14 protein-coding genes are annotated in these 20,662 nt (G+C 74.2%); 11 read left to right on the top strand and 3 right to left on the bottom strand.

Features of this window, described 5'->3' with window-relative positions:
• Positions 1 to 11 precede the first annotated feature (11 nt).
• Positions 12 to 2,897 carry a helix-turn-helix transcriptional regulator gene (locus MID12_RS09385; RefSeq protein WP_263166088.1) on the bottom strand — a complete coding sequence of 962 codons (2,886 nt, stop codon included), beginning with the start codon at positions 2,895 to 2,897 and terminating at the stop codon, positions 12 to 14.
• A 361-nt stretch (positions 2,898 to 3,258) separates the two neighbouring features.
• Here MID12_RS09385 and MID12_RS09380 point away from each other — a divergent pair, with 361 nt between their 5' ends.
• The 3 genes from MID12_RS09380 (at position 3,259) to MID12_RS09370 (ending at position 7,095) form a co-directional block, all read left to right on the top strand.
• Positions 3,259 to 3,912: a helix-turn-helix transcriptional regulator gene (locus tag MID12_RS09380; RefSeq protein WP_411576930.1), complete on the top strand. Its 654-nt coding sequence runs from the start codon at positions 3,259 to 3,261 to the stop codon at positions 3,910 to 3,912.
• 352 nt (positions 3,913 to 4,264) lie between these two features.
• A complete protein-coding gene (locus tag MID12_RS09375) occupies positions 4,265 to 4,999 on the top strand; it encodes a DUF4255 domain-containing protein (protein ID WP_263166085.1) in 735 nt (244 codons plus the stop codon).
• Complete coding sequence (locus tag MID12_RS09370; protein WP_263166082.1) at positions 4,996 to 7,095, top strand: ATP-binding protein; 2,100 nt, start codon at positions 4,996 to 4,998, stop codon at positions 7,093 to 7,095. Before MID12_RS09375 ends, MID12_RS09370 begins: the two co-directional genes overlap by 4 nt.
• 211 nt (positions 7,096 to 7,306) lie before the next feature.
• Here MID12_RS09370 and MID12_RS09365 read toward each other — a convergent pair whose 3' ends face one another.
• Both MID12_RS09365 and MID12_RS09360 read right to left on the bottom strand, forming a co-directional pair.
• Positions 7,307 to 8,701, bottom strand: coding sequence for a hydrolase (locus tag MID12_RS09365; protein WP_040248847.1), 1,395 nt, complete (start codon positions 8,699 to 8,701; stop codon positions 7,307 to 7,309).
• A gap of 113 nt (positions 8,702 to 8,814) precedes the next feature.
• Positions 8,815 to 10,653 carry a DUF4157 domain-containing protein gene (locus tag MID12_RS09360; RefSeq protein WP_263166079.1) on the bottom strand — a complete coding sequence of 613 codons (1,839 nt, stop codon included), beginning with the start codon at positions 10,651 to 10,653 and terminating at the stop codon, positions 8,815 to 8,817.
• 224 nt (positions 10,654 to 10,877) lie between these two features.
• Between MID12_RS09360 and MID12_RS09355 the strand changes: the two genes are divergently transcribed.
• The 8 genes from MID12_RS09355 to MID12_RS09320 all read left to right on the top strand — a co-directional run bounded on the left by MID12_RS09355 (position 10,878) and on the right by MID12_RS09320 (position 20,655).
• Positions 10,878 to 12,467 carry a phage tail sheath subtilisin-like domain-containing protein gene (locus MID12_RS09355; protein ID WP_040248844.1) on the top strand — a complete coding sequence of 530 codons (1,590 nt, stop codon included), beginning with the start codon at positions 10,878 to 10,880 and terminating at the stop codon, positions 12,465 to 12,467.
• Between the two features lie 53 nt (positions 12,468 to 12,520).
• Entirely contained in the window at positions 12,521 to 12,964 is a 444-nt protein-coding gene (locus tag MID12_RS09350) for a phage tail protein (RefSeq protein ID WP_040248841.1), read from the top strand.
• Positions 12,964 to 13,449 carry a hypothetical protein gene (locus MID12_RS09345; RefSeq protein ID WP_263166074.1) on the top strand — a complete coding sequence of 162 codons (486 nt, stop codon included), beginning with the start codon at positions 12,964 to 12,966 and terminating at the stop codon, positions 13,447 to 13,449. Before MID12_RS09350 ends, MID12_RS09345 begins: the two co-directional genes overlap by 1 nt.
• Positions 13,446 to 13,604 (top strand): DUF6760 family protein, encoded by a 159-nt coding sequence (locus MID12_RS09340; RefSeq protein ID WP_163011108.1) that lies wholly within the window; start codon positions 13,446 to 13,448, stop codon positions 13,602 to 13,604. The genes MID12_RS09345 and MID12_RS09340 overlap by 4 nt, the downstream gene beginning before the upstream one ends.
• Before the next feature lie 3,333 nt (positions 13,605 to 16,937).
• Complete coding sequence (locus MID12_RS09335) at positions 16,938 to 17,357, top strand: extensin (protein ID WP_263166072.1); 420 nt, start codon at positions 16,938 to 16,940, stop codon at positions 17,355 to 17,357.
• A 144-nt stretch (positions 17,358 to 17,501) separates the two neighbouring features.
• Complete coding sequence (locus MID12_RS09330; RefSeq protein WP_263166071.1) at positions 17,502 to 17,927, top strand: phage tail protein; 426 nt, start codon at positions 17,502 to 17,504, stop codon at positions 17,925 to 17,927.
• Between the two features lie 68 nt (positions 17,928 to 17,995).
• Positions 17,996 to 18,724: a LysM peptidoglycan-binding domain-containing protein gene (locus tag MID12_RS09325; RefSeq protein ID WP_040248829.1), complete on the top strand. Its 729-nt coding sequence runs from the start codon at positions 17,996 to 17,998 to the stop codon at positions 18,722 to 18,724.
• Entirely contained in the window at positions 18,721 to 20,655 is a 1,935-nt protein-coding gene (locus tag MID12_RS09320) for a VgrG-related protein (RefSeq protein WP_263166068.1), read from the top strand. The genes MID12_RS09325 and MID12_RS09320 overlap by 4 nt, the downstream gene beginning before the upstream one ends.
• Positions 20,656 to 20,662: the final 7 nt, after the last annotated feature.

Genomic DNA, 20,662 nt, shown 5'->3' with positions numbered 1-20,662 from the left:
GGGAGCGGCTTTCACGTCTGGATGCCCTCGTCCCGCAACCCCACCCCCAACTCCCCTCGCCCCCGAACCCCCAACTTCCGGTACGTGCTGGTCAGATGGGTCTCCACGGTCCGCCGGGCCAAGCCGAGCAGTTCCGCGATCTCGGTGTTGGTGCGGCCCTCGGCGGCGAGGTCGGCCACCCGGCGTTCCCCGGCGGTCAGTGAGTCGGCCCCCGTATGAGGCGACGGCACGCGCCGGGCCCCGGTTTCCAGGAGGGCGTCGGTGGCCTGGGTGCGGAGGTGGACGGCACCGAGGCGTTCGGCGTGGGCGGCGGATTCGCGGAGGGCTGCGCGGGCGCGGGGGCGGTCTCCGGTGGCGAGGAGTTGGATGCCCAAGTCGAGGAGGACGGCGGCCAGTTCGGCGCCGTCGGGGGCGGAGCGGAGCAACTCGACTGCCTCGGTGGTGAGTTGGAGGCCTTCGGGGCCGCCGGTGGCGCGGCCCAGGGCGCGCAGGGCCCGGCCGACCGTACGAGGGGTGTCCCAGACGCGGGCCAGGCGCAGTTCCTCGGTGGCGAGAGCCAGGGCCTCCGGGCGGTTGCCGAGGGCGAGTTGGCAGGCGGCGGCGGCCGAGCGCCAGGGGGTGACCACGGGGCTGTGCACGGTGCGGGCGCTCTGCCGACGGCCGGATTCCAGGAAGTCGTGCAGGGCGCCGGGGAGGTCGCCCTCGGCGAAGCGCAGGACACCGCGGGCGTAGAGGAAGCGGTTCAACTCCCAGGATTCGGCGGCCTCGCGGAGCAGGCGGCTGTCCACCAGGCGCCGGGCCCGGCCGAGTCGGCCGGTGGCGACGAGGGCGAGGACGGCGTGCGCGTCGGCGTTGTCGGGCCCGCGCCGGGCGGGGTCGGACCCCAGCTGAGCGGAGTCGGCCCCGCGCCAAGTGGAGTCTGCCCCGAGCCGGTCGGAGTCGCCCCCGAGCCTGGCGGACCCGGACCCGGACCCGGACCCGGACCCGGACCCGAACCCGTGTCGGCCCGGCCCGGAGCGGGCGGCATGTTCGGTGAGAACGCGCTGGTAGTCGCCCCGGGCGGCGGTGACGTCGAGGCGTACGTTGCGCAGGGCGGCGGCCATGGGGTGGAGATAGCCGGGGCTTTGGCCGTCCAGGCCGCGTTCCACCAGGGCTTCGGCCTCGTCGAGTTCGTCGGCCCACTGGGCGACCGCGGCGGCGGTGCCGAGCAGGAAGGGTTCGGCGAGCGGGTCGGCGGGGCCGGTGAGCAACTCCCTTATGCGGCCCATCGCTTCGCGGGCCGAACTGGTCCCGGCGGTGGCCGCGTACCGGACGAGCAGGGCCGCCCCCGCGGTGCCGACCAGGGTGGGGGAGCGGTCGGCGGTGTCGCTCAGGGCGCGGTAGGCCTCGGCGCGGACCGTCTGGTCCTGGTCGGAGAGGAGTGCGACGGCGGCCCGTACCGTGCGGGCCAGTTCGGGGTGTTCGGCCAGGCCGCCCGCGACCTGGTGCAGGAGCCGTACCGCGGGCTGCACCTCGCCCCGGTCGGCGAGGGCGGTGCCGAGGGCGAGGGCGGTGCGCACCCGGTCCTGGGACCCGGCGGGCAGCCGCAGCGCCTCGGTCAGCCGCGGGATGCCGCCGGGGGCCGTGCTGCCGCTGTACTCCAGGGAGCCCAACTCGGTGAGCAGCCGCTGCCGCAGGGCGTCCGGGAGGGGTTCGTCCAGCGCGCGGCGCAGATAGCGGACGGCGTCGGCGGGGCGGGATGCGCGTACCGCGACGGCGGCCGCGTCCCGCAGGGTCCGCAGCGCCCAGGGCTCGCCGAGGGCGGTGACGGCGAGCAGTTGCCGGGCCACCGCCTCCACCGGGTCGCCGCGGCGCAGCATCTCCTCGGCCGCCGCCCGGCCCGCGGCGAGGCGCCGCTCGGCGGGCCAGCCCGCGAGCACCGCGTCGCGCAGCAGGGGGTGGGCCCAGCGCGGGCGGCCCCGGTCGTCGGGGCGCAGCGGGCCGAGCCGGGTCATGGCGGTGAGCCAGCCGGTCACCCGCGCCCGGTCGGTTCCGCTCGCCGCGGCGAGGAGGTCCGCCGGGTCCGCCAAGTCGTCGGGGAGGGCGGCGAGTTCGATGCCCGCGAGCGCCCGGGCCACCTCGGCGGTCTCCTTCCCCGCGCTGTCCAGCCACCAGGAGACGGCCGCCGGATAGGCGCCGGGGTAGAGCGCGGCGCTGCTCTCGGGCAGGCGGGTGCCGGGGGCCTCGCGCAGGTCCTCCAGGAGGGCGCGGAGGAGAAGGGGGCTGCCCGCGCCCGCCCTTACGCAGTCGGCGATCAACCGCGGTGCGGCGGACGGGAGTTCGTCGCGTACGAGCCGGGTCGCGGCGGTGTCGCCGAGGGGGTGGAGGGTGAGGGTGCGCACCAGGGACGGCGGCAGGGTGTGGGTGAGTCCGGCCGGGTGCGGGGCGATGTCGTACTGGCTGCGCTCGGTGGCCAGCAGGAGGAGGGGTAAGGCGTCGACGCGCCGGGCGGCCTCGGTGAACCAGCGGTGCGAGAGCGGATCGGCGAGGTGTACGTCGTCCACCGCCACGCACAGCGGGGCCTGTCCGGCGTAGGTGTACAGCGTCCGCCACAGCCGCGCCGCGGTGTCCCGCTCGCCGGTGCCGGGCGGTTCGGAGTCGCTGAACTCCGGTATGCCGCACAGGAGATGGCGTACGGAGGAGAAGGGGGCCGCCCGGTCCTCGGGGGAGCAGCGCACGCTCAGTACGCGCAGTCCGAGCCCGGCGGCCTGCGCGGTGGCGCGCTCCAGGGCGGCGGTGCGGCCGGTGCCGGTGGCTCCCCGCAGCAGCACCAGGCGGCCGGTGCCCGCGTGGGCGCGCGCGGCCTCGGTCACCAACAGCGCCTGGGCGCCCTCGCGTTCCCAGAGCGGTGCGGTCATCGCGGCCTCCTGGGGTGCTGGGGGGTGGCGCGTGCCGTCCGCGGGACAGGGAGAGACGGACCGCGTGTCATGAGGTACTCCGTCCGGGACCTGGGCGGTTCCCGTGGCGATGGTCACTGCGGAAAAACGCAACGAATTCGAAAGCGGATCCGCGGCTTCCGGTGCACCCCGTCTGACCTGGTGTTCTGTCCGCTTTTCCGGGTCTCTCGTGGTGGCCCGGGGGCTGCTCTCGTGGTGCCCCTCGTGGGGGTCCACGATTGCGGCGGGGCGGGCGGGCGAACAAAGGTGAGCCCGGCGCAGGTTCGGCCGGTCCGTCCGGTCGCCTGGCTTCGGCATCTCACCGTTCACCTGGGAGAATCGGTTGCTCAGCTCACCCCGGACGCCGGAATCCGGCATCGCGCGGCGGATACCTGTGGCGGTCGCCGCCCCGGACCCGCTGTCCCGTGAAGGCGCCGCGAGCCTGCTACGCCACCGGCCCGAGGTCGAGATGCGCGAGGACTCGGGACCCGGCACCGTCGCCCTCCTCGTCGAGGACGTCCTGGACGAGGAGGCGCTCACCCGGGTGCGGCGGCTGGTGCGCGGCGAGGGCACCCGCGCGGTCCTGGTCACCGCGACCCTGCGGGAGAACGAACTCCTCGATGTGATCGGCTGCGGGGTCGGCGCCATCGTCTGGCGGCGGGAGGCCACCGCGCACCGGCTCGTGCAGGCGGTGCTCGCCGCCGCGCGCGGGGAGGGCGACCTCCCGGCCGACCTGCTGGGCAGACTCATCAGCCAGGTGGGCACCCTGCACCGGGGTACGGCGGGCAGATCGGGCGTGCCCTCGCTGGGCCTTGCACCACGCGAGGTGGATGTGCTGCGGCTCATCGCCGAGGGCCTCGACACCGGGGAGATCGCGGGCAAACTGTCCTACTCCGAACGCACCGTCAAGAACGTCATGCACGGACTCACCACACGACTGCATCTGCGCAACCGGGCACACGCCGTCGCATATGCCCTGCGTGAAGGCTACATCTGACCTTCCGGGCACCCGCGAGCGGACCCCGGGGCAGCGGCTCTGCCCGCCCGCCGTCCCCGCCGCGCCTCGGCCCGCCCGTACGGAGGCGGCACGATCGGTACCGGGCGGACGGACAGACAGACGGACGGGCAGACGGGCGGACGGGCGGACGGGCGGACGGGCAGACGGACAAGCCCGGGACTCCCCGGACAGGGCCCACCCGGCTCGGCGGTCGACCTGAACAGGGCCCACCTGCCTCGGCGATCGACCCGAACAGGGCGCGCAGGCAGGGCGATTCACCCGGACGGGACGTGCCGACAGGGCCGGTCCATCCCAACAGGCCGTATCAGCAAGGCGATTCAGGAGCACGACGGTGATCCACGAGGTGGACGAGGTCCTCAAGGGGCTGCTCGGCGGCGGTGCGCTGACCGGCTCGGGCATCGAGGTGTCCTTCGAGGCACCCACCCGGGACTGGGCGGCCCGGCGCAACGCCCCTGTGGTCAACGCCTACTTGTACGACATCCGCGAGGACGTCGCCCGGCGGCAGCGCGGCCAGGTGCCGGTGCGCGACGAGCGCGAGGTCGTGGTGCGGCGCCGTCAGCCGCCGCGCTGGTTCCGCCTCTCGTATCTGGTGACGGCCTGGACCAAGACCCCGCAGGACGAACACCGGCTGCTCTCCGCCGTGTTGGCGACCCTGCTGCCCCGCGAGATGCTCGGGCCGGACGAACTCCCGGGCTCACTGGGCACCTTGGGTCTCTCGGTACCGGTGACGGTGGCCGGGATCCAGACCGAGTCCCGCTCGCTCGCGGAGATCTGGTCCGCGCTCGGCGGCGAACTCAAGCCCTCCCTCGACCTGGTGGTCACCGCGCCCTTCCCGGCCTACCCGGAATACGACGCGGGCCCGCCGGTCACCGAGGGCGCGGTGGTACGGGTACGCGGACTGGACGGCGACCCGCCGGAGGACGGCGAACGCGCGCACCGCCCGGACCAGCTCGCCACCGCCCGCGAGGCCGCCCGCGAGCGGAACAGGCAAGGCAAGCGGAACAAGCAGGACGAGCGGAACAAGCAAGACGAGCGGGATGAGCGAGACGAGCAGAGCAAGTCATGACCGAGGCCCGCGCAGACACCGCCCCCGCTGCCCCGACCCCCCTGCTCACCGGACTGGCCGCCCTGCGCGAACGGGTCGCCGCCCTGGTCGCCCACCGCTCGGCCGGTGACCCCACCGCCGAGGACCCGCTCCGGGGCCTCTACCTCTCCGAGGAGGCGGTGCACCATCTGCTGCACCGGCCGGACGGGCCCGGGGCGGCGCAGGGCCCCACCGCCCCTGCGAGCAGCGACCGCGTCGCCGCCCCTCCGAGCAGCGACCGCCCCACTGCCCCGCCGGATGGCGACCACCCCGCCGCCGAGGGCAACTCCGCTGCCCCCGAGGGCAGTTCCCCCGACCCGCTGAGCGCCCTCGCCCCCCGCAACGGCCTGACCGAGCGGGACACCGCGGTCCTGCTCGTCGCGCTCGCCCCCGACCTGGACCGCTCCTTCGAGCCGCTCTACGGCTACCTCAACGACGATGTGAGCAGGCGCCGGGCCACCATCGGACTCGCCCTCGACCTGCTCGGGGTGCCCGCCTACGAGGCCGGGGCGCGGGCCCGCTTCCACCCCTCGGCGCCGCTGCGGGCGCTCGGCCTGCTGGAGGTGGAGGAGCCCGAACGCCCCTTCCTCAGCCGCTCCTTGCGGGTACCGGACCGGCTGCTCGGCCACCTCCTCGGCGACGACACCCCCGACCCGGAACTCCGCGGCCATCTGCACCCGCTGCCCGAACCGCCCTCCCTCGAAGACGCCCCGGACGGCGCGGAGTTCGTCGCCCGGCTCGCCGAACGCCTGCGCCAGGGCCCGCTGTTCGGCTACGTACGGGAGCACCGCGAGGGCGGGGGCGTGGCCGCGCTCACCTCGGCGCTGCGGGCGGCGGGACTGAGCGCCCTGCGGTTCTCCGGCCCCCAGGAGCGGGTCCCCGCCCTGCTGCGCGAGGCGCGGCTCACCGGGCAGGCCGTGGTCCTCACCGAGCTGCCGGAGCAACCCGGGGCCCTGGTACACCAGTTGGGCGCCGCCGGGGATGTGACCGTACTGCTCGCGGATCCGCGCCCGTACGACCCGCACTGGTCCCCCCACGACCCGCTCGTGCTCCAGGCGCCCCGGCTGCGGGCCGGGGGTGCGGCCTCCTGGGCGGCGGCGCTCGGTCCGGCGGCCGAGGGCTTCGACCTGGCCTCGGCGGTCGCCCCGTACCGGCTCGGCGGTGAGCGGGTGCGCCGGGCCGCCGAGGCCGCCCGGGCGCTGGCCGCCTTCGAGGGCGCCCCGCTCGGCGCCGAGCACATCCGGCTCGCGGCCCGGCAGCAGTCGGCCTCCGGGCTTGAGCAGCACGCCCGGCGGATCCGGCCCGCGGTCGGCTGGCCGGACCTGGTCCTGCCCGAGAAGCCGCTGGCCCAGCTGCGCGAACTCGCCCTGCGCGCCCGGCACCGCGACCGGGTGCTCGGCGACTGGCGCCTCAGCGCGGGCGGCGGCCGGGGCCGGGGGGTGCTCGGCCTGTTCGCGGGCGAGTCCGGCACCGGCAAGACGCTCTCCGCGGAGGTGGTCGCCGCGGACCTCGGACTCGACCTGTATGTCGTGCAGTTGTCGTCCATCGTGGACAAGTACGTGGGCGAGACCGAGAAGAACCTGGAGCGCGTCTTCAGCGAGGCGGACCGTACCGACGCGGTGCTCCTCTTCGACGAGGCGGACGCCGTCTTCGGCAAGCGCTCCGAGGTCAAGGACGCGCACGACCGGTACGCCAACCTGGAGAGCGCCTATCTGCTCCAGCGCCTGGAGTCCTTCGACGGCATCGCGCTGCTCACCACCAATCTGCGCGCCAATATCGACGAGGCCTTCACCCGGCGGCTCGACTCGGTGGTCGACTTCCCCTTCCCGGACCCGGAGCAGCGGCTCGCCCTGTGGCGCTACAGCCTCTCCGCCGTGCCCCGTGCCGAGGGCGTCGATCCGGCCCCGCAGGCACGGGAGTTCGAGCTGTCCGGCGGCTCCATCCGCAGCGCCGTGGTGACCGCCGCCTATCTCGCCGCCGGACGCGGCGAACTCCTCGGCGACGCGGACCTGTGGGAGGGCGCCCGCCGCGAGTACCGCAAGGCGGGACGGCTGGTCCCGGGCGAGGCGGGCTGGTAGGCCCCGGGCTGCCTCTTCCGTACGACCGGTCGTCGGTCGTCGGTCGTCCCCCAACAGACGCGGTACACGGGCCACTTGAGCAACAGCCCCGGGAACAAGACCCCAGCCCCAGACCCCAGCCCCAGACCCCGCCCGTACGCGAAAAGGACCCCCAGCCGACCTGATCGTCGACCGGGGGCCTTCTCCGTACGGGAGTTCGGAAAGCGCGCCGTCAGACCGAGAACCGGAAGGCCACCAGTTTCCGGCCCCGGGTCTCCTCCTTCATCATGTCGGCGCCGCCGTACATCCAGTCACCGGGCTTGGTGCACCCCAGCGGGCGCCAGCCGTCCACCTCGATCCGGGCGACCTGGCAGACCGAGCCGTCGGGGACCTTGATGGTGTAGCCCTGGAGCGGGGACTCCGACTCCTTGCTGCTGCCGATGTAGAGGTTCTGCCCGTCCGGCTTGGTGACCCAGGGCTCCTTCCAGCCGCCCAGCGCGTAGGCGGCCGCGGCGTGCACGCCCTTGGTGCCGGAGGTGGCGATGTTGAGGGCCTTGATGGGCGGCTTGCCCTCCCAGGAGCCCTCGGTCTCCACCGGGTCGGCGCCGTCGCACACCGGCTTCTGCCAGCCCTTGTCGGCGACCAGGGCGCGGTAGCAGATATGGCGGCCCGGCTTCAGTTCGACGGCGTCGCGCACCGCGTCGGCGGCGGTGCGCTCGCGGGGCTTTTTCTTCTTCTCCTCGCCGCCACCGCCGCCGCCGTTCGGCTGGGACTGGACCGGCTCCGGCTCCTTGCTGGGAGTGGCGCTGGGGCTGGGCGGCGCCGAGGTCGGCGGCGGTGGGGGCAGCGTGCTCCCCGTCTCCTGGAGCTTCTCCCTGGCCAGGCTGTGCACCTGCGGCTTGTAGGCGAGCCAGATCATCACGAAGGCGATCGCCAGGGTCAGGAAGATGCCGAACACGGTCATCAGCCAGCGCGGCAGGAAGCCGCGCTGCACGAAGGTGCCGTCGACGTCCACCGGCTGCGCCCCGGAGCGCCGCAGCGCGAGCTTGTAGTGCTGCTCCTCCTTGGAGCCGAACCAGATGATCTGCCGGGGCCGCAGCGTGGTGTCGACGAACACCGCCCGCCCGGGCTCGATCTGCACATGGGCGGGCCGCATCTCGTAGGCGAGCTTGTCGCCGTTGTCGCTGCCGCTGAGCGAGGCGGTCACCTTGGTGTTGCCGAGGTTGTCCACCGCCAGGCGCGGGCGCCCGCGGAAGCGCCCCTTGACGACCGGGGGCACCAGCTCGGCGCGTACCTCGGTGAAGGGGGTGACCGTCAGGTTCCCCTCCGGCACGGTGACCGCCTCGGGGTGCTCGGTCGGGGTGATCCGTACCGCGTACGGGTTCGGGCCGGCCTCGGCGTCGGGGGTGCGCGGCGGGGCGAAGGTCAGCTCCACGGTTCCGGTGGTGCCGGGGTACAGGCGCAGGGTGCCCGGCTCCACGGTCGTCCACGGGGCCACCGGGCCCACCGGTTCGAAGCGGTACTCGTCGACGACGTCACCGGTGTTGCGCACCCGCAGCCTCACCCGCGTACTGCTACCGGGATCGACCGTGGTGGAGGCGGGTTCGAGAGAGGTCCACAGGCTCACGCCGTCGACGCTACCGGCGGGCCCGGCGCGGGTCAGCAGGCCGCGGGGCAGGCCCGGTTGCCCCCGGGGACAGCGGGAGGTGCCCCCGGGGTGCGGGCCGGCGCGGGCCCGCCTCAGGCGGCGGTGTCCATCGCCTCCGGGCTGCTGTCGCGGCCGCCCGCGTTGTCGGAGGCGGGGGAGTCGGACTCGGAGCCGTGGCCGGTGTCCACGCGCTCCTTGCCGCCGCAGTCGACCCGGAGGGTGACGTGGGTGCCGCCGGCCGCCCGTGCCGCCGCGTCGATCCGGGCCGCGAGCGCCGGGGCGCCCGCCACCGTGTAGTCGTCGATGCCGATGTTGGAGGACTTGCTCGGCCAGAAGGGGCCCGGGCGCTTGGAGTCGTCGCCCACGAACAGCTCCATGTAGCAGACCATGCAGGGCCGCTTCACGCCCGCGACGCGGTTCGCCGGGATGCTGCCCTCGGGCGCGCTCGCCATGATGCGGCGCTCGGCGTGCAGCCCGTCCTCGCCGGTGGCGGCGCGCCCCTCGGGGATGTTCACGGGTCCGGCGAGCGCCTGGAGCAGCTCGCCGAAGCGCTCGGCGCCCTCCGCGGAGCCGAGCAGGCGGCTCGCGAGCTTGCTGGCGTGCCGCTTCTCGAACGGCATCCGCTGGGTGTTCGGACTGCTCTCGGTGACGGCGTTCTTCGCGAGCAGGTCGGTGAGGAAGGCGCGGGCGGTGTTCTTGGTGCCGCGCAGGTCGGCGAGGGCCTTGTTGGCGGTGTCCTTGTTGGAGGAGATGTACAGCTCGTACTTCTTCAGGGTCGCGGTGTTCGGCGCGACCGGTGCGGAGTCGACGCCCGCGACGCCGGCCTGCACCTCCTCCGGCTGCTTGCCCAGGTCGTTGAGGTAGTTGAAGGCGGCGGTGGAGATCCAGCGCAGGGCCTGCTCCACGGGCACCGGCTTGAAGGACCGCTTGTCGCTGATGCCGCCCGAACCGTGGTACATCCCGCCCATCTTGGTCTCCTTGAGACCCTCGCTCGTGGCGTGCGCGGGCGGGTTCGCGGACTTCACCGGCAGGTGGACGGTCTTGTCCCGGGCGCCGCCGTGCTCCTCCCAGCCGTGGTTGTCCACCAGCGCCGAGACGATGGCCGCGGCGACCGAGGCGCCGTCCTTCGCCTTGCCCTTCTTCTTGGTGACCCGGCCGCCGCTGGTGGGCATCCGCTGCACCGACTCCCGGCCCTCGGTGCGGTCCGGCTCCGCGGCGCGCTGCACCGCCGGGGCCCCCGGCATCGAGAGGTCGGGCGCCGCGCCCTGCGCCACCCGGCGGCCGTTGGCGGCGGACTGGCGCTCGAAGTCGTCGCCCTCGTGGGAGACCTTCACGCCCGAGCCGTCGTTGCGGCCCGCGACCTCGCCCTGCGACTGCTGCCGTACGTGGTCGAGTTCGTGGAACATGGTCTCGTCGTCGACCTTGTCCGCGCCGAGCACGATGTGGTTGCCCACGGTCAGCGCGCGGGCCTCGAAGTCGGCGGCGGCGCGCTGGGCCACCGCGTCGTTGTGCACCACCACATGGTCCATCGGCATCCGGTACGCCTGCTGGGCCTTGTCGAGGAGGTGCGGGGCGAGGGAACTGCCGCCCTTGCCGGTCGCCTCGGCCAGCGCGTCCCGCCGCTCCTCCGCGGCCCGCTCGATCCCGCTGGGCGCCATCCGCCGCTGGACGCCCTGCTGCCGGGAGCCCTCGTGCCCGCAGCCGGGGCCGTGCCGGTGCCCCTCGGCCGCCGCGCGCTGCACCGCCTGGTGCCCGCAGCCCGCGCCGTGCTCGTGCCGCTCCTCGTCGAGGGCGCGCGAGAGGGCGGCGTTGCCCGCGGCGCGCTGCAGCGCGAGCAGGCCCGCGGCGGGGGAGGCGAGCGGCGGGCGGGCGGGGGCGCGTACCGCCCCAGGCCGCCCGCCCCGGTCCTTGTCCTGGTCCTGCGCGCGCACGGGCCTTCCTCCTCCACGACGGCGGTCCATGTCGATCAGCCACCGTGCCGGGCGGGGGCGCCGCCGCGGAAGGTCCTCGCGGGCAACTCCGGGGGCAGCGAAGGGAATCTGCCCTTCCGGGCAGGGGCACTGCCCCCGAGAGGGCACCGGAGGACGTTTCCCCCACCGGCCGCGCGCGCGACCGTGGGCAGCAGTCCTGACGCGTACCCCGAGGAGAGCAGAGCATGCCGTCCTATCTGTCGCCCGGCGTCTACGTCGAGGAGGTGGCCAGCGGCTCCCGCCCCATCGAGGGGGTGGGCACCTCGGTCGCGGCCTTCGTCGGTCTCGCCCCGGCCGGACCCCTGAACGAGCCGACGCTGGTGACCAATTGGACCCAGTACGTCGCCGCCTTCGGTGACTTCACGGACGGCTACTACCTGGCCCACTCCGTCTACGGCTTCTTCAACAACGGCGGCACCGCCGCGTACGTGGTCCGGGTCGGCGGCAGCGCCGCGGGCGCCGCCGGTGAGGCCGCCCCCGCCGCGGTGTCCGGCGCCCCGCGCCCGGCCGAGCTGCCCGCCGGGGAGCCCCGCGCGCTCGGCACCTTCTCGGTGACGGCGACCGGCACCGGCCAGAAGGGCCCGCTCACCGTCGAGGTCGCCGACCCCGAGGGCGAGGGCCCCGCCGAGCGCTTCAAGCTCGTCGTCAAGGACGGCGACAAGGCGGTCGAGACCTTCGACGTCTCCGCCAAGAAGGGCAACCGCTCCTACGTCGTCACCCAGGTCAAGGAGCGCTCCCGGCTGATCACGGTCGCCGAGGCCGCGCCCGCCGCGCAGCTGGCCCGCCCGGAGAACCAGACGGTGACGCTGCCCGCGCCGCCGCCCGCCTCCGCCGCCCCCGAGCCCGCCGCGGCCGAGAGCACGGCGGCCGGTCCTGCCGAGTACCTCGGTGACAGCGCGGACCGTACCGGCTTCGGCGGTCTGGAGGCCGTGGACGAGGTCTCGATGGTCGCGGTGCCCGACCTGATGGCCGCCTACCAGCGCGGCGCGATCGACCTGGAGGCCGTCAAGGCGGTCCAGCTCGGGCTGATCGCGCACTGCGAGCTGATGGGCGACCGGGTCGCCGTCATCGACCCGCCGCCGGGCCTCAACGCCCAGCAGATCCGGGTCTGGCGGCAGGAGACCGCCGGGTACGACTCCAAGTACGCGGCGCTGTACTACCCCTGGATCAAGACCTTCGACCCGTCCCTCGGCAAGGCCCGCCTGATCCCGCCGAGCGGCCATGTGGCCGGCATCTGGGCCCGCAACGACTTCGAGCGCGGCGTCCACAAGGCCCCCGCCAACGAGGTCGTACGCGGCGCGGTGGACCTGGAGATCCAGATCACCCGCGGCGAGCAGGACCTCCTGAACCCGGTCGGCGTGAACTGCATCCGCGCCTTCCCGGGCCGCGGGGTCCGCGTCTGGGGCGCCCGCACCATGTCCTCGGACCCGGCCTGGCGCTATCTGAACGTCCGCCGGTACTTCAACTACCTGGAGGAGTCGATCCTGATCGGCACCCAGTGGGTGGTCTTCGAGCCGAACGACCACGCGCTGTGGGCGCGGATCCGGCGCAATGTCTCGGCCTTCCTGGTCAACGAGTGGCGCGCGGGCGCCCTCTTCGGCGCCCGGCCGGAGGAGGCGTACTACGTCAAGTGCGACGAGGAGACCAACCCCCAGGAGTCCGTGGACGTCGGTCGGGTGGTCTGCGAGATCGGCATCGCCCCGGTCAAGCCCGCCGAGTTCGTGATCTTCCGGCTGGCCCAGTTCTCCAGCGGCAACGGGGAGTTGGAGGAGTAGTCCCGCCTCCCGCCCCGCCCGCCCCCTAAGCCCTTCACAACGAGGAAGCACAGATGAGTCTCCAGCCGGGTGACGCCCTCACCTCACATAATTTCGGCCTCCAGATCGACGGTGTCATGGTCGAGTACCTCGCCGAGGTCAGCGGCCTCAGCCTGGAACAGGACGTCATCGAGTACCAGCAGGTCTCGGCGCAGGGCAAGCCGGTCACCAAGAAGCTGCCCGGCGTGAAGAAGGCGGGCACCTGCACCGTGGTCCGCGGCATGACGCAGTCGGCGGCCTTCAACCAGTGGATCACCGAGTCCGTCAACGGCATGATGAGCACCGCGCGCAAGAACGCCACGATCATGGTGATGGACTACCAGAACAATCCGGTCAAGCGGTACAACATGCGCAACGCCTGGTGCAGCAAGATCGACACCAGCACGGTGAAGGCCGGTGAGGCCTCGGCGCTGACCGAGACGGTCACCATCACCTTCGAAGAACTGGTCATCGAGTAATGCGGCGTACCGCTGTCCGGGCGGCGGGCGGGCCCCTCGCGCCGCCCGCCGCCCCGGCGCCGGAGCCCGAGCCGGAGAGCGCTCCGGCCCTCGCGCCGGCGCCCGAACCGCAGCGCCTGCAGACGGAGTTCCCCTTCGAGCTGCCGCGCGGCTACGTCGACGAGGCGGGCACCGTCCACCGGGACGGCGTGATGCGCCTGGCCACCGCCCGGGACGAACTGGTGCCGCTGCGGGACATCCGCGTCCAGGAGAACCCGGCGTACCTCTCGGTGGTGCTGCTCGGCCGGGTCATCACCCGGCTCGGCACGCTGCCGATGATGCACGACGGCGTGGTGGAGAACATGTTCGCCTCCGACCTGGCCTTCCTCCAGGACTTCTACCGCCAGGTCAACGCCGAGGGCCACACCCGCGCCGCGGTCCGGTGCCCGCACTGCGCCGAGCCCTTCGAGGTGGAACTCGGCGGGAGCCGCCTGGGGGAATCGTGACGTACGCGAGCGACCGGCTGCACGAGGAGATCGCGTACGTCGCCTACCACTTCCACTGGCCCCTGGACGACATCCTCGACCTCGAACACCACGACCGCCGCCGCTTCACCGACCAGATCGCCCGCTTGAACAACCGCAGCAGTACGGAGGGTTGAGCCGTGGGGTTCCTGGACCGGCTGCGTGGGGGGAGTCGGGAGCAGAGGGGGCGGGGAGGGGCTGGAACGGCCTCGGGTACGGGTGCCGGTACCGGCTCGGGTACGAGTGCCGGTCCGGGTACGGGTACGGGGCCGAGCACGGGTTCCGGCTCGGGTACGGGCACGGGTGAAGGTGTGCCCGCCGGAGGTGTGGGGCCCGCTGTCGCCGCCGCCTCGTGGTCCGCGCTGCCCCCGCTTCAGCGTGCCGCGCGACAGGCACCCGGCGTCGCGGACTCTAGCTTCGGCGGCCGCCTCGCCACCTGGCAGGACCCGAGCTTCAGCGGCGCGGCGGGCGGCAACGCCTCGCTGGGCAGCGGGACTTCGGGGCTGGAGCGGATGGGCGGGCTGCGGTCGTCGGCCCCGCCCGCGTCTCAGCCTGCGTCGGCTTCTCCCTCTGCCGCGGCCTCTCCGTCCGCCTCCGCCTCCGCCTCCGCGCCTGTGCCCGCGCCGGGTGCCGTGGTCCCGGGTGGGCCGGGTGTACGTCCTCAACAGCTGTCTGCCGTAGGGCAGTTGAGGCCTCCGGTGGGGCCGGGGCCGTCGTCCGCGCTGCCTGCGTCCGGGCTGCCGGGTTCCCTGGCGTCGTCAGGGTTCACGGCGTCAGGGCCCGCGGTGCAGCGCGCGGTGCGGCCCACGGTGCGCCCGGCGGTACTGGACCAGGGTGCCGGTGCGCCCGCCGGGCCGGGGGGTTCCGCAGCGGGAGTGTCCGAGGCGCCTGGTTCGGCGCTGCCCGCCTCGTCTTCGGCAGCGGGTCCGATGGCGCCGTCCGCGTCCCCCTCGGCTGCCGCTGCCGCTGCCGCTGCCCCGGCTTCGTCTTCCGCTTCCGGGAGTACGTCCTCGGCGGTCGCACCCGTGGTTCCGGCTGCCGTGAAACCGGTGTCGGCAGGCGGGAGTTCGGCAGCGGGCGGGGCGCCGGTCCCTCCGGTTCCGCGGCCCGGGATCCGGGTGGCTCCGGCTCCGGCACCACGTCCGGCCGCCCCCGCGCTGACCAGGTCCGCCGCCGCGCCAGTGCAGCGGCGCACCCTGCCGACCCGGCTGTCGTCACCGGGCAACTCCGGTCGCAGCGGCTCTACTTCCGGTGGGGGAAGCGGGGCGGCGGAGAGCGTGGGGGCCGGTGGGGCGCCGGGGCGTGCCGGGGCGCCGAGTGCTCCGGCGTCGGGTGCCGCGTCCGCGTCCACAGGTGTGGACAAGGGGCAGAGCCCTGAGTCGAAGGAGCCGTCCTCAAGCGGTCCGTCCACTGCATCGCCCACTGCCCCGCCAACGGCTGCGCCAGTGAAGGGAATTGCTCCGGGGACTGGCTCTTCCTCCGGTGACGCATCGTCGGAGAGTTCCCCGGCGGGGGCCAGCGGGACGCCGACATCTGTGCAGCGAGCAGCCGCCAACAGCAGCCAGCAGCACCGCAGTTCGGCCGATGCCCCGCCGCAGTCGCGGCAGACCGGCACTCCCCGGGTGCCTTCAGGGCAGAACCCCTGGGTGCCCTCAGCGCAGAGCGGGACTCCGCCCGTACAACGGCGGTTGAAGGACCCCTCGGGCAACTCCGTGACGGAGAAGCCTTCTTCGGCGTCCGGCTCCCGAGGCGGGGCGGCAAGCGATGCCGCCTCCGCGACCCTCGGTCCTACGGCTCCGGCTGCCTCGGCGCCCGGCGGCTCCAGCGGTACGCCGGGCCCCTCGGCCGCCCCGGCAGCGCCGTCGGCAGCCGCATCGGTCCAGAGGTCCCCTTCCGGCCCGGCAACCGGCGCATCGGACTCCGACCGGGGCAGCAGTGACCCCGCTCCCGGCGCGTCCGCCTCCGCCCCGAGCGCACGCGGTGCCTCCCCGGCCGCCGGCAGTTCCTCGGCCGCCGACACCTCGCCCTCACCCGCGCCCCCGGCGGCCTCCCCCTCGGACCTCAACTCCGCCGCCACACGCCCCAGTTCAGCCACGGCGAACCCTCCCGCCCCCGGCCGAGGCGTGCCCCCATCCGGAGGCCGCCCCGCCCCGTCGTCCTCGACCCCCTCCGCCCTCTCCGCCACCCCGCGTACGCCGGGCCTGGGTGCCCCGCGCTCCGGGACAGGTGGGCCCGGGCTCTCCTCGGCCCCCGGTGCCTCGGCCTCCGGCGCCGCTGTCCAGCGCGCCACCGCCCCGCCGGTCACCTCGAAGCCCGCGTCCCCGGCACCGTCCACGCCCCGCAACGCCTCCCCGGCACCGTCCACGCCGGGCAAGGCCTCCCCGGCACCGTCCGGGCCCCGCACCACGTCCCGTACGCAGCCGCCGGGCGGCACCCCAGGCGCGTCCTCCGCCACCTCGGAGGCCACCGAGGCCACCCCGGATGCGTCCTCCGCCACCCCGACTCCGCGATCCGCGCAGGCTCCGGCTCCCCAGCCCGCCGAGAACCCGCAGCCGCATTCCGCCAACTCCCCGGGCCCGGACCGTGCTACGCCCACCGCCGGACCGGCCGCAGCGGCGGCACCCTCCGCCCCGCCCTCCCCGGCCACCGCGCCCTCCGTGCAGCGGGCACGAGCAGCCACCCCTGCCCCGGCAGCACCCAACTCGGCCCTGGCAGCACCCAACTCGGCCCCGGTTCACGGGACTTCACGTACGGCCGCATCCGGCGACCGCACCTCGGTCCCCGCCGTGCAGCGCTCCGTGCAGCGCGCCGCCGCCCCGACCGCCCCCCGGCGCCTCGGTCTCGGCGCCCCCGCCCCGCAGCCCGCCGCACCCGGCACCGTCCGCCCCCTGACCCGCCCGCTGGACACCGGCGCCACCCCGGGGGGCACCAGCTCCACCCCGGCGTCCGCCCTCGCGAGCCCGGCGGCACCCCCCTCCTCCGCACCGGCCCCGGCACCACGGAAGTCGACACCACCGACCTCGGCCGCACCGACCCCGATCCCACCGACCCCGATCCCGCCGAGCCCGACTCAACCGACCCCGGCCGCACCGAACCCAGCCGTCCAGCGCGCCGCCCTCCCCGGCCAGGGCACCTCCGCCACCGGCCCCCGCCCAGCCCCTGAGTCCGAGCCGCCCGCCAGGACAGCCCCGCCCGCCTCCGGCACCACGCCAACACCCCCTGGCGTACGGCCCGTTGAGGCATCCGACGCCAACCCCGCCGTCCTCGCGCCGCCCGCCTTCCCCACGGTCGATGCCCCGCTCGGCACCCGGCCCCCGACCGCCCCGCCCCTGCCCGCCACGGCCCTGGCGACACCCCCGGTCATCCAGCGAGCCCTGCGTCCGAGTGCCCAACGCGCCGCCCCTGCTGTCCCGTTGCGCCGTACCACCCCGGGCGTCAGCCCCCTCCCCGTGGCCCGCCCCCTCACTCCGGTGGACTCACCCACAGGCAGCACCCAGGCGACTCCCGCATCACTGCTCACAGCCACAGCCACACCCACACCCACCCCCGCCCCCTCCGTGGTCCAGCGCACCCCCGAATCGCAGACCACCGCACCAGAGCAGACCCGGGCCCCGGCCCCCCACGAACAAGCGAGCCACACCCCCGCCCAGACCACCCGCACCCGCGACGCCGAGGGCGGAAGCGGAGGCGACGGCGGTGGCGGAGGAGACGGCGGCGATCCCCCCTCCTACACCGCCGTCCCCGACGGCGGCTTCGACCCCCGGGCCCTCACCGACTTCCAACTCGACGAGCTGACCCACCGGTTGACCGGGCGGATCACCCGGCTGCTGCGTACCGAACTCCGCCAGGACCGCGAACGCGTAGGCCGCCTCCGCGACCCCCGCCGCTGACCCGCCCGGGGCCCGCCGCACCAGAGCGGACCGACCCGCACCGACCGACCCGCACCGACCGACCGCACCGACCGACCGACCGCACCGACCGGCTCACCGAGCACTCCACCCAGCCCACCCCAGCCCCACCGAGAAAGGCCCCCGATGTCCCGCGACCGCGACCCGGGATCCACGATTTTCTTCACCCTGACCATCGACGGCGAGAGCCTCGGGTACTTCAACGGGTGCGAGGGGCTGTCGTCCACGGTGGAGGTCGAGCACTGGCAGGAGGGCGGGAACAACGGCTTCGTCTGGCAGTTGCCGTCCCGGGTGACCTTCTCCACGATCCGGCTGACCCGGCCGCTGACCCCGGACACCACCAAGGTCGCCAAGTGGATCTCCTCGGTCACCACCGGTCTCACCCGGCCCACCGCGCAGATCGCCGCCCTGCGCGCGGACGGCTCCGAGGTCGCCCGCTGGGGCCTGATCGACGTGATGCCGGTCAGCTGGCAGGGCCCCTCGCTCGACCCGGCGAACCCGGCGGTCGCCACCGAGGTCCTGGAGATCACCCACCACGGGTTCACCGACTGAGCGGCGGCCCGGGCGCGCGGGACGCGCGGCAGCTCAGACAGCGGCGGCAAGGGAGGACAGGCACAACCATGGCCAAGGGAAGCAAGGGCGGCGCGGGCAAGAGCCTGGTGCGCGCGAGCCTCGCCATCCACGAACCGCCGGTGGGGTCGAGCACCACACCGGGCGGACTGATCAAGTCGTTCGCCTTCGACTTCAACCCGGCGCAGCTCTCGCTCTCCGTACGGGCGCAGTGGAAGGCGACGCCGACGGTGGCCGTACGGGACGGCTCCATACCGGAGTTCATGGGGCCCGAGCCGCGCGAGATGACGGTGGAGATCTTCCTGGACTCCTCCGACAAGCCGAGCAGCAACACGGTCCTGAAGAAGGTCGAGTCGCTGCTCGCCTGCTGCGAGGTGACCAGCCGGAGCATCGCGGCCAAGCAGCCCTCGCCGCCCTGGGTGGTGCTCCAGTGGGGCTCCTTCTCCACCGCGCGGTTCACGGCGTATGTGAGCAGCGTGGAGGCCTCGTACTCGCTCTTCGGGACGACGGGCGTGCCGATCCGGGCCACCTGCCAGGTGCGGCTGCACGAGATCCCCGGCAAGACCAAGGGGCAGAACCCGACCTCGGGCGCGCTCACCGCGCAGCGGGTGCACCAGGTGGTGGCGGGGGACTCGCTCCAGTCGCTGGCCTGGCGGGAGTACGGGGACGCCACTGTCTGGCGGGCGATCGCGGAGGCCAACGGCCTGGACGACCCGGCGCGGCTGCCCGCGGGCACCGAACTGGTGCTGCCCGCCGTGGAGGAGGTGCGGCACGCGTGAGCACCCCCGCCTACTCCAGCATCGCTGTCGTCACCATCGACGGGCGCGAACTCACCACCGACCAGAAGCCGTTGCTCACCGAGGCCTATGTCGACCAGGGCGTCGGGGTCCCGGCCGCCTTCCGGCTGCTCTTCCGCGATCCCTACCGCCGGGTGCTCGGCGAGCTGAAGGTGAAGTTCGGCAGCGAGGTGGTCATCACCCCGGTCGCGGACGGCAAGTCCACCGCGGGCCCGCTGCTGACCGGCGAGGTCTGCGCGATGGAGGCCGACTACGACGGCACCGGCAGCTTCGCGGTGATCCGCGGCTACGACCTCGGGCACCGGCTGATGCGGCGCCGCCGGGTCGCCGCGTACCGGCAGATGAAGGCCGACACCATCGCCACCAAGCTCGCCGGGGAGGCGCGGATCCCGCTCGGCCGGGTCGAGTCGACGAAGGCGCCGGCGTACGAGTTCATCAGCCAGTCCGGGGTCAGCGACTGGGACTTCCTCCAGCGGCTCGCGGACGAGAACGAGATGGCGCTGTGGGTCAACTCCCGCGGGAAGCTGCAGTTCGCGGTGCCGGACAAGGCCAGCGGGGCGCCCGCGCCGAGCGCGCCGGGCCGCAAGAACCGCTTCGAGCTGAAGGCCGGTATCGACATCCTGCGGCTGCGCTCCGCGGTCTCCGGCGCCGAGCAGTACGGCAAGGTCGAGGCGCGCGGCTGGGACGTGGCGCAGAAGAAGAAGGCCACCACCACCCTGAAGGTGCAGCCGAACCCGGGCATCAGCATCGGCGTCACCCCCACCGAGGCCTCCACCAAGCTGAAGAACACCAAGCTGGTGGAGACCCGGACCCCCTACGACAGCCCCGCCGAGACCCGCACCGCCGCCAAGGCGCTGGACGCCGAGGTGAGCGGTTCGCTCGCGGAGCTGGAGGTCGTGGTGCGCGGGGCGCCCTGGCTGCGCCCCGGGGTGCCGGTGACCCTCGCCGACGTCGGCGAGCCCTTCGCGGGCAAGTACACCCCGACCTCGGTCCGGCACGTCTTCGGCGAGGGCAGGCACTACGAGACCTGGATCACCGTCAGCGGCCAGCAGTGGCGCTCGCTCTACGGACTCGCCTCCGGCGGCGGCGACCAGGCGCTGCGGCTGCCGGGCACGGTCAGCGCCCTGGTCACCGATGTCTCCGACCCGAAGAGGCAGGGCCGGGTCAAGCTGCAGTTCCCGTGGCTGGACGACGCCTACGTCAGCGACTGGACCCGGGTGGTGCAGTGGGGCGGCAAGCGCGGCGGCTCGATCTTCCCGCTGGACGTGGGCGACGAGGTGCTGGTCGGCTTCGACCGGGGCGCGCTCGACCACCCGTACGTCATCGGCGGGCTCTACAACGGCAAGGACGACCCGACCAAGGTCAAGGAGCCGCTCTACGCGGGCGCCCGCAACAAGGCCGCCCGGCACACCCTCTCCGACCGGGAGGGCAACCGGATGGACCTGCTCAGCAGCCCGAACGGCCCGGCGGGCAAGCAGGGCGTGCGGCTGAGCACCGGCAACGACCGGCTGACCATCAACCTGGACCGGGCCAAGACCGAGATCACCGTGGACAGCAAGGGCACGGTCGCCATCACCGGCAGCCGCTCGGTCTCCATCAGCGCGGGCACCGATCTGACCCTGAAGGCGGGCCGCACCCTGACCCTGCGCAGCGGCGGCATGGTCAACATCCAGGGCACCGGCATGGTCAACCTGCGCTCGCTGGGCGGCCCGGTGAACGTGGACGCCAAGGGCGCGCTCTCCCTGAAGGCGCTCGGCGCGGTCTCGGTGAACGGCACCGGCGCGGTCAACGTCAGCGCGATCGGGGTGCTCAGCCTGACCTCGCCGAACATCACCATGGGCGCGGGCCTGATGAGCATCGTCTCCACCCTCACCTACAAGGGCAAGCCGCTGCCGCCCCCGATCGGGCCGTGAGATGCGG

Source organism: Streptomyces sp. SCSIO ZS0520 (assembly GCF_025643355.1).
Lineage (GTDB): Bacteria > Actinomycetota > Actinomycetes > Streptomycetales > Streptomycetaceae > Streptomyces > Streptomyces physcomitrii.
This window is presented reverse-complemented; position numbering and strand designations above follow the sequence as displayed.